The organism is Streptomyces durocortorensis, from assembly GCF_016901035.1.
Lineage (GTDB): Bacteria > Actinomycetota > Actinomycetes > Streptomycetales > Streptomycetaceae > Streptomyces > Streptomyces durocortorensis.
The window spans coordinates 9,808-18,444 of the sequence record NZ_JAFEUF010000145.1; the positions used below are offsets into that span (position 1 = coordinate 9,808).

An 8,637-nucleotide genomic window follows, 5' to 3' on the forward strand; every position below is an offset into this window, starting at 1 on the left:
CCCCGTTTTACGTCGCGCCCCCCCCCCCCCCCCCGGGGTTTCATTTCAAACACCGGGTCTCTTTCCCCGGGCCGCCCGCGCGGGGGGTCCCCGTATCCGGGTATAGGGGGCCGGGGGGGGGCCCCGGGGGGCGGGGGGGCCCCGTCAGCACTCTTGCGTCAGTGGCTCATGGCCACGTACACGGAGCAGTCGTCCGGCTGCGCTATCTGGGACTCGCAGATCCGGGCCTTGATGACCCAGCTTCCGGTGCCCGAGGTGTACTCGGTGCCGGCGCCCTGCTTGTTCCACACATTGCGCTGGGTGCCGGAGCTCGCCGACCGGTAGTACGAGCTGTAGACCGGGTTGGAGTCCGATGTGCTGTCCCAGGCACCCACCACGGCCTTGTTGGTGACCGAGTTGTCGTAGACGCGAGCCTGGCCGGTGCCGGAGAGCGTTGCTGTCTGGTAGGCGAGTGCCGGTGCGGCACCGACGAGTGCGATGACTCCGACTGCCGACAGGGCGATGGCAACTCTTCGCTTGGTCATGAAACCGTCCCTCTGAGGAGTTTATGTGAACGCGACAAGGCTGCATCGTAGATCACAAGTGATCATCAGGGGTCACTGCGGTAGGGAGGTTGCGGAGCAGGCGAGTTGAGGTGCGGGTGCGGTGCGGGGGATCGGTGCGCGGGCCGATCCTCGGCACCGCATCACGGGACCGGGTGCGGCTGAATCAGCTCCGCAGCTCTGCCAGCCTGGCCAGCGCGTCGTCCGCCGACTTTCGTTCCTCTGTGTCGAGTTGGATCCTCTCGGCCTCCTCCAGCAGCCCCGCCGCCCGTTCCATGTCGCCCATCCGCTGGGCGATGTCCCCGCGCAGGACGAGCAGCCGCAGCCTCTGCACCGGCGTGGGCTGTTCGTCCGTGAGCCCCAGCACCCGGTCGACGATCTTCGCCGCCCCCGGCAGGTCCTGCTTGGAGTCCGCGAACAGGTCCGCCATGTGCAGGGCGCGGGCGAACGTCTCCTTCGGCGCGGGCCGGTGGTTCTGGTCCTCGCTGGTCGGCTGCCCGATCCGGATCGTGTTCCCGGTCGGGTCGGTGATCAGGAACTGCCGTACCCCGTACGACATGTCCTTCAGTGGCCCGATGCGCGGCAGCCCCCGCGTCGGGACGCTCCCGAGGGCCGCTTTGAGCCCCGCCCGGAACGCGGCGTGCAGGGTGTCCACCTCGTCGGTGAGGACGTAGCAGCCGGAGTGGGAGGACGCGGGGTCGTAGTCCTTCATGCCGTACAGCTGGAGTTCGACCGACCCCCGCTCGACGACGGCGTACGCGTACGGGCTCTTCTGCAGCTGCGTCGCCTCGAAGCCCAGAGCGACGTAGAACTCGACCACGGATTCGATCAGGGAGGTCCGGCAGGGAAGCATCGGGATCGTCGTCTCGGCCATGCTTAACAGCCTAGTCAAATTTGAATACTTCGGTCAACGGCATTCCTTTGTGTGCGGCGATTCAGCCACCCGGCCGTTGCCCGCGGGGAGGTCTGCGGCGGGGTCTGCGGCCTTCAGGAATGAAAATTCTCGCCGTTTCGGCATGTTGTCGCAGGTGGCGGATGACGGCAGAGGTCTAGACCAAATGGGCCCTTTACGCCCGTCTCGGGCCCGTGCATTACTCATGGCATGTCCATGGCATCCGATGGCCGGACGTCATGGGCCTCTTCCCGTCCACGTGCCCGGAGGTGGCTATGCCCGCGTACCGTTCTCCGTCCCGCCGACTCAAGAGATCCCCAAGGGCCCTGATGGCGGCCGGCGCTCTCGGCAGTGCCGCCGCACTGATCCTCACCGGTGCGGGCCCGGCCGCCGCCGCGCCGCCCGCCCCCGATGAGCCGGTCCGGTCCGGGCAGGCGTGGATGGGCGCGGGCACCCGCATCGAGCAGGGCCTCGCCTCCTCGGCGGCGGGCGGCGGGGTCACCCCGATGGACACCAGCGGCGTCCAGGGCATCGACGTGTCCCACTGGCAGGGGGCGATCAACTGGGGCTCGGTGAAGGCCGCGGGCATCGACTTCGCCTACATGAAGGCCACCGAGGGCACGACCTTCAAGGACAGCCGCTTCAGCGCGAACTACACCGGCTCCTACAACGCCGGCCTGATCCGGGGCGCGTACCACTTCGCCCGCCCCGACGTCTCCAACGGGGCGACGCAGGCCGGGTACTTCGCGAGCAACGGCGGCGGCTGGTCCAAGGACGGCAAGACCCTCCCCGGTGTGCTGGACATCGAGCACAACCCGTACGGCGCGATGTGCTACGGCCTCTCCACCACCCAGATGCGCACGTGGATCAACGACTTCTACACCACCTACAAGGCCCGCACCACCCGGGACGCCGTCATCTACACGACGGCCAGTTGGTGGAACACCTGCACCGGCGGCTGGACCGGCATGTCCACCAAGTCCCCGCTCTGGGTCGCGCATTGGGGCACCGCCAACCCGACCGTTCCCAGCGGCTTCCCCACCTGGACGATCTGGCAGTACACCGCCACCGGCCGGGTCGGCGGAGTCTCCGGCGACGTGGACCGCAACAAGTTCAACGGCAGCCTCGCCCGGCTCCAGGCCCTCGCCAACAACACGGCGTAGTCCTTCTCGTGACGGCCGGGTGAGCCAGTCGGCGGCTCACCCCCCCGCACCCCCCACCGTGTGCCCAACCCTTCACACCAGGAGCCCGCCGTGAACCTTCCGCAGCCGTCCCGTCGCCACATCCTGCTCGCCGGTGCGGGTGGTCTGGCCGCAGCCGCCTTACCGGGCACGGCCCACGCCCTCGACGCCGACGTCGTCGAACCGGACATCGACGGTACGGCCCAGTGGCAGGCCCGCCCGCCGCAGGGCCCGATCGAGTTGGTCGGGAAGCGGCCGACGAAGATCATCGTGCACCACACGGTCAGCGACAACGTCTCCGACGTCTCGCGCGCCCAGGCCCACCGTCACGCCCACTGGGTCCAGGACCTGCACATGGGCAAGAACGGGTGGACCGACACGGGATACCACTTCCTCATCAGCCGGGGCGGCTGGATCACCGAGGGCCGCCACCGCAGCCTCAGCACCCTGCGCGGCGGCAGCGACTTCGTGCTGGCCGCCCACACGTCCGGCCAGAACGGCCAGGCCATCGGTATCGCCAACGAGGGCGCGTACCACGACGGCGCACAGCCGCCGCGGGCCCAGTGGGAGGTCCTGGTGGCGCTCTGCGCGTACGTCTGCCGGCAGTACGGCATCGCGCCCAGCCGCCTCTACGGACACAAGGACTTCGGCGACACCCTCTGCCCGGGCGTCCTGCACGACAAGCTGCCGCAACTCCGCAGCGAAGTCGCGGCGAGCATGGGGTGAGGGGCGGGCCAGGTTCCGGAGACCGGCGTCAGTGCTGTTCCGATTCGGTGAAGGCCCCTGCGGGGTTCGGCGGCCAGTGCTGCAGCACCGCCTTCACCGCGTGCGCGGCCCCGGCGAGCTTCCGCCCTTACGCGCCGCGCCGCGCAGCGTCGCGCCATGCGGTCATCATGGTGCCGTGGGAGCGGTCTCGGCGGCTGCACGGCTGTGCGCCATGAACAGCCCGAACCGCGAACCGCACTGTCAGTGGCGCCCGGTAGCGTCGGGGCATGTCCAACATGGCCGTCATCGAAGGGGTCCTGGAGAGGATCACGTACGCCAACGAGGAGAACGGGTACACGGTCGCCCGCGTCGACACCGGGCGCGGGGCCGGCGACCTCCTCACGGTGGTCGGTGCGCTGCTCGGCGCGCAGGTCGGTGAGTCGCTGCGGATGGAGGGCCGTTGGGGCTCGCACTCCCAGTACGGCAAGCAGTTCACCGTCGAGAACTACACCACCGTCCTGCCCGCCACCATCCAGGGCATCCGCCGCTACCTCGGATCCGGGCTGATCAAGGGCATCGGGCCGGTGATGGCCGACCGGATCACCACCCACTTCGGCGTCGACACCCTCGACATCATCGAGCAGGAACCGAAACGGCTCGTCGAAGTTCCCGGCCTCGGACCCAAGCGCACCAAGATGATCGCGGCCGCCTGGGAGGAGCAGAAGGCGATCAAGGAGGTCATGGTCTTCCTCCAGGGCGTCGGCGTCTCCACCTCCATCGCCGTCCGCATCTACAAGAAGTACGAGGACGCCTCGATCTCCGTCGTGAAGAACCAGCCCTACCGGCTGGCCGCCGACGTCTGGGGCATCGGCTTCCTCACCGCCGACAAGATCGCCCAGGCCGTCGGCATCCCGCACGACAGCCCCGAGCGGGTCAAGGCGGGTTTGCAGTACGCCCTCTCCCAGTCCTCCGACCAGGGCCACTGCTACCTCCCCGAGGAACGGCTCATCGCGGACGGGGTCAAGCTCCTCCAGGTCGATACGGGGCTCGTCATCGAGTGCCTGGCCGAGCTGGCGGCCGATCCGGAGGGCGTCGTACGGGAGCGCGTGCCGTCCCCCGAGGGCGGCGAGCCGATCACGGCGGTCTATCTCGTCCCCTTCCACCGGGCCGAGCTGTCCCTCGCCGGGCAGCTCAGGCGGCTGCTGAAGACCGGAGAGGACCGGATGCCCGCCTTCCAGGGCGTGGACTGGGACAAGGCGCTGGCCTGGCTCGCCACGCGTACGGGGGCCGATCTCGCGCCCGAGCAGGAGGAGGCCGTACGGCTCGCGCTCAGCCGCAAGGTGGCCGTCCTGACCGGTGGGCCCGGCTGCGGCAAGTCGTTCACCGTACGGTCGATCGTCGAGCTGGCCCGGGCGAAGAAGGCCAAGGTGGTGCTCGCCGCGCCCACCGGCCGCGCCGCCAAGCGGCTCGCCGAGCTGACCGGGGCCGAGGCCTCCACCGTCCACCGGCTGCTGGAGCTGAAGCCGGGCGGGGACGCGGCGTACGACCGGGACCGGCCGCTGGACGCGGATCTGGTCGTCGTCGACGAGGCGTCGATGCTCGATCTGCTGCTCGCCAACAAGCTCGTGAAGGCGGTGGCACCCGGTGCCCACCTGCTCCTCGTGGGTGACGTCGATCAGCTGCCCTCGGTCGGCGCGGGGGAGGTGCTGAGCGACCTGCTCGCGGAGGGCGGCCCGGTCCCGGCCGTCCGGCTCACCCGGATCTTCCGGCAGGCCCAGCAGTCCGGCGTGGTGACGAACGCGCACCGGATCAATGCCGGACAGCCGCCGCTCACCGCGGGGCTGAGCGACTTCTTCCTCTTCGTGGAGGACGAGACGGAGGACGCGGGCAAGCTCGCCGTGGACGTGGCGGCCCGTCGCATCCCGGCGAAGTTCGGCCTGAACGCCCGCCGTGACGTGCAGGTCCTCGCCCCGATGCACCGGGGCCCGGCCGGCGCGGGTCATCTCAACGGGCTGCTCCAGCAGGCCATCACCCCTGGCCGCCCCGACCTCCCCGAGAAGCGGTTCGGCGGGCGGGTCTTCCGGGTCGGCGACAAGGTCACCCAGATCCGCAACAACTACGACAAGGGCGAGAACGGCGTATTCAACGGCACCATCGGCGTCGTCACCGCCCTCGACGTGGACGAACAGAAGCTCACCGTCCGCACTGACGAGGACGAGGAGATCGGCTACGACTTCGACGAGCTGGATGAGCTGGCCCACGCGTACGCCATGACCATCCACCGCTCCCAGGGCAGCGAGTATCCGGCCGTCGTCATCCCCGTCACCAACAGCGCCTGGATGATGCTCCAGCGCAACCTGCTCTACACGGCCGTGACGAGGGCCCGGAAGCTCGTCGTCCTCGTCGGGTCACGTAAGGCGATCGGCCAGGCGGTCCGCACGGTTTCCGCAGGCAGGCGCTGTACGGCACTGGATTTCCGGCTCCGGGGCGGCTCCGGAGAAGACTTCTCGTGACCCCTGCACAAAAATGATCGATCAAATCGGTGGGAAACATCACGGAGGTCTTCCGGAACCGCAGTCAAGGGGGCAGGATGAGTAAGTTGGCGGCACTCAGTGCCGTCAGTAGGTCCAATGGACGACCCCGAGTGCACTCTCCTGAGCCGAATGGGGGAGGGTGGAAGACAGTCAGGGCACCTCGAAGAAGAGGCACTACGTCGGTGAGGGATGACGTGAGCGAGCACACCAACAACGCTGTAGTACTGCGGTACGGCGATGACGAGTACACCTACCCGGTGATCGACAGCACCGTCGGCGACAAGGGCTTCGACATCGGGAAGCTCCGGGCCAATACCGGCCTGGTGACGCTGGACAGCGGATACGGCAACACCGCCGCCTATAAATCCGCCATCACGTACCTCGACGGTGAGCAGGGCATTCTGCGCTACCGCGGATACCCGATCGAGCAGCTCGCCGAGCGCTCGTCGTTCCTGGAGGTCGCGTACACGCTGATCAACGGCGACCTGCCCAAGGTCGACGAGCTGGCGGCGTTCAAGAACGAGATCACCCAGCACACGCTGCTGCACGAGGACGTCAAGCGGTTCTTCGACGGCTTCCCGCGCGACGCCCACCCGATGGCCATGCTGTCCTCGGTCGTCAGCGCGCTGTCCACCTTCTACCAGGACAGCCACAACCCGTTCGACGAGCAGCAGCGTCACCTGTCGACGATCCGCCTTCTGGCGAAGCTCCCGACGATCGCGGCGTACGCCTACAAGAAGTCGATCGGCCACCCCTTCGTCTACCCGCGCAACGACCTCGGGTACGTCGAGAACTTCCTGCGCATGACCTTCTCGGTCCCGGCCCAGGAGTACGAGCTGGACCCGGTCGTCGTCTCGGCGCTGGACAAGCTGCTCATCCTGCACGCGGACCACGAGCAGAACTGTTCGACCTCCACCGTGCGTCTGGTCGGCTCCTCGCAGGCGAACATGTTCGCCTCGATCTCCGCCGGCATCTCGGCGCTGTGGGGCCCGCTGCACGGTGGCGCCAACCAGTCGGTGCTGGAGATGCTGGAAGGCATCCAGGCCAACGGCGGCGACGTCGACTCCTTCATCCGCAAGGTGAAGAACAAGGAGGACGGCGTCCGCCTGATGGGCTTCGGCCACCGGGTGTACAAGTCCTTCGACCCGCGCGCCAAGATCATCAAGGCTGCAGCGCACGACGTGCTGTCCGCGCTCGGCAAGTCCGACGAGCTGCTCGACATCGCGCTCAAGCTGGAGGAGCACGCGCTCTCCGACGACTACTTCGTCTCGCGCAACCTCTACCCCAACGTGGACTTCTACACCGGTCTGATCTACCGGGCCATGGGCTTCCCGACCGAGATGTTCACCGTGCTCTTCGCGCTCGGCCGGCTTCCCGGCTGGATCGCCCAGTGGCACGAGATGATCAAGGAGCCGGGTTCGCGTATCGGCCGCCCGCGCCAGATCTACACCGGCGAGGTCCTGCGCGACTTCGTCCCGGTCGAGGGCCGCTGACCCGGACCTCGTTGACCGCCCCGTAGTGCCCGGCCTCTTCGGCCGACTGCCTTCGCCCCGCGTACCGCGCTTCGCACAGAGCGCGGTGTCCGGGGCGATTCGGCGTTCCGGGGGCTGCACCGGGCTGGGCTGAAAAGCGAGAAGCACCCCGCCGCCGATCCCCCCACGGGTCGACGGTCGGGGCGCTTCCCATATCCCGGAGCGGATTCCCCCCACGGGATCCGGCCGGGCGTCTGCAGGGAGCCGAGGCTCCCGTTTGTTCTGTTGTGCCGCGATCTGCCGGGGTACGTACGCACGGGAGGGCCGCTCAAAGCTCCCCGGTGCACGTGCCCCGGCCAACGCATGCCATCAGGAGCGTCCCCCAAGACACTCCATTGGACGTCCCCCAAGACATCCTTGGCAGTCGCACTCTAAGACTCGCGAACCCACCGGATGGTTACCCTGAAATCGGTGTGATCTAAATCTCTTTGTGGAAGTTACGTGAAGGCACGCAACCGTAGGCTGTTCGTGACGACGAACACGGACGAAAACGCCATGGCGGCTCCCGCGATCATAGGGTTGAGCAGGCCACTTGCAGCCAGGGGCAAGGCCGCGACGTTGTACCCGAAGGCCCAGAAGAGGTTGCCCCTGATGGTGGCCAGCGTACGCCTGGAAAGGCGGATTGCGTCAGCTGTCACCTTGAGATCTCCACGAACCAGTGTGAGGTCGCTCGCCTCGATCGCCGCATCCGTCCCAGTGCCCATCGCCAGCCCCAGGGATGCGGTCGCCAGCGCGGCCGCGTCGTTGACCCCGTCACCGACCATGGCGACGACCCGGCCCGCGGCCTGGAGGCGCTTGATGACCTCCACCTTGTTCTCGGGGAGGACCTCCGCGTGGACCTCGTCGATGCCCACCTCGCGCGCGACGGCCTCCGCCACCGCCCGGTTGTCGCCGGTCAGCAGGATGGGCTCCAGCCCCAGGGCGCGCAGTTCGGCCACGGCGGCCGCACTGCTCTCCTTGACCGCGTCCGCCACCCCGAACACGCCCCGGGCCTCCCCGTCCCAGGCCACGACGACCGCCGTACGTCCATGCTCCTCGGCCTCCGCCAGGGCACCGGACAGAGCCGACGGGAGGGGGATCCCCGCGTCGGCGAGGAGGCGGGGCCGCCCGACGAGGACGGCGTGCCCCTCGACGATGCCCTGGACGCCGAGTCCGGGGACGTTGGTGAAGTCCTCGGGGGGGGGGAGGCGGCCGGTGGCGGCGGTCGCGGCGGTGGGCTCGTCGGCGATGCCTCGGGGGCTGGGGGGTTCG

The 8,637-nt window shown here is 68.6% G+C and carries 7 protein-coding genes; 4 read left to right on the forward strand and 3 right to left on the reverse strand.

Features of this window, described 5'->3' with window-relative positions; genetic code table 11:
• Positions 1 to 158 precede the first annotated feature (158 nt).
• Both JS521_RS23785 and JS521_RS23790 read right to left on the reverse strand, forming a co-directional pair.
• On the reverse strand, positions 159 to 524 hold the full coding sequence (locus JS521_RS23785; protein WP_205084984.1) for a hypothetical protein: 366 nt from the start codon (positions 522 to 524) through the stop codon (positions 159 to 161).
• A gap of 184 nt (positions 525 to 708) precedes the next feature.
• Complete coding sequence (locus JS521_RS23790) at positions 709 to 1,416, reverse strand: bleomycin resistance protein (protein ID WP_205084985.1); 708 nt, start codon at positions 1,414 to 1,416, stop codon at positions 709 to 711.
• A 293-nt stretch (positions 1,417 to 1,709) separates the two neighbouring features.
• On the opposite strand from JS521_RS23790, the gene JS521_RS23795 reads away from it, so the two are divergent.
• The 4 genes from JS521_RS23795 (at position 1,710) to JS521_RS23810 (ending at position 7,347) form a co-directional block, all read left to right on the forward strand.
• Entirely contained in the window at positions 1,710 to 2,597 is an 888-nt protein-coding gene (locus JS521_RS23795) for a lysozyme (RefSeq protein WP_205084986.1), read from the forward strand.
• Between the two features lie 90 nt (positions 2,598 to 2,687).
• Positions 2,688 to 3,341, forward strand: coding sequence for a peptidoglycan recognition protein family protein (locus JS521_RS23800; protein WP_205084987.1), 654 nt, complete (start codon positions 2,688 to 2,690; stop codon positions 3,339 to 3,341).
• A gap of 266 nt (positions 3,342 to 3,607) precedes the next feature.
• Complete coding sequence (recD2, locus tag JS521_RS23805) at positions 3,608 to 5,833, forward strand: SF1B family DNA helicase RecD2 (RefSeq protein ID WP_205084988.1); 2,226 nt, start codon at positions 3,608 to 3,610, stop codon at positions 5,831 to 5,833.
• Between the two features lie 215 nt (positions 5,834 to 6,048).
• Positions 6,049 to 7,347, forward strand: coding sequence for a citrate synthase (locus JS521_RS23810; protein ID WP_010056523.1), 1,299 nt, complete (start codon positions 6,049 to 6,051; stop codon positions 7,345 to 7,347).
• A gap of 476 nt (positions 7,348 to 7,823) precedes the next feature.
• On the opposite strand, the gene JS521_RS23815 is transcribed toward JS521_RS23810, so the two are convergent.
• Positions 7,824 to 8,637: heavy metal translocating P-type ATPase (locus tag JS521_RS23815; RefSeq protein ID WP_205084989.1), on the reverse strand; the 814-nt coding region annotated here is incomplete at its 5' end.

Excerpts from the sequence above, each read along its gene's own strand:
- JS521_RS23785 (WP_205084984.1), bottom strand. The coding sequence starts at position 524 with ATGACCAAGCGAAGAGTTGCCATCGCCCTGTCGGCAGTCGGAGTCATC.
- JS521_RS23795 (WP_205084986.1), top strand. The coding sequence starts at position 1,710 with ATGCCCGCGTACCGTTCTCCGTCCCGCCGACTCAAGAGATCCCCAAGG.
- recD2 (WP_205084988.1), top strand. The coding sequence starts at position 3,608 with ATGTCCAACATGGCCGTCATCGAAGGGGTCCTGGAGAGGATCACGTAC.
- JS521_RS23790 (WP_205084985.1), bottom strand. The coding sequence starts at position 1,416 with ATGGCCGAGACGACGATCCCGATGCTTCCCTGCCGGACCTCCCTGATC.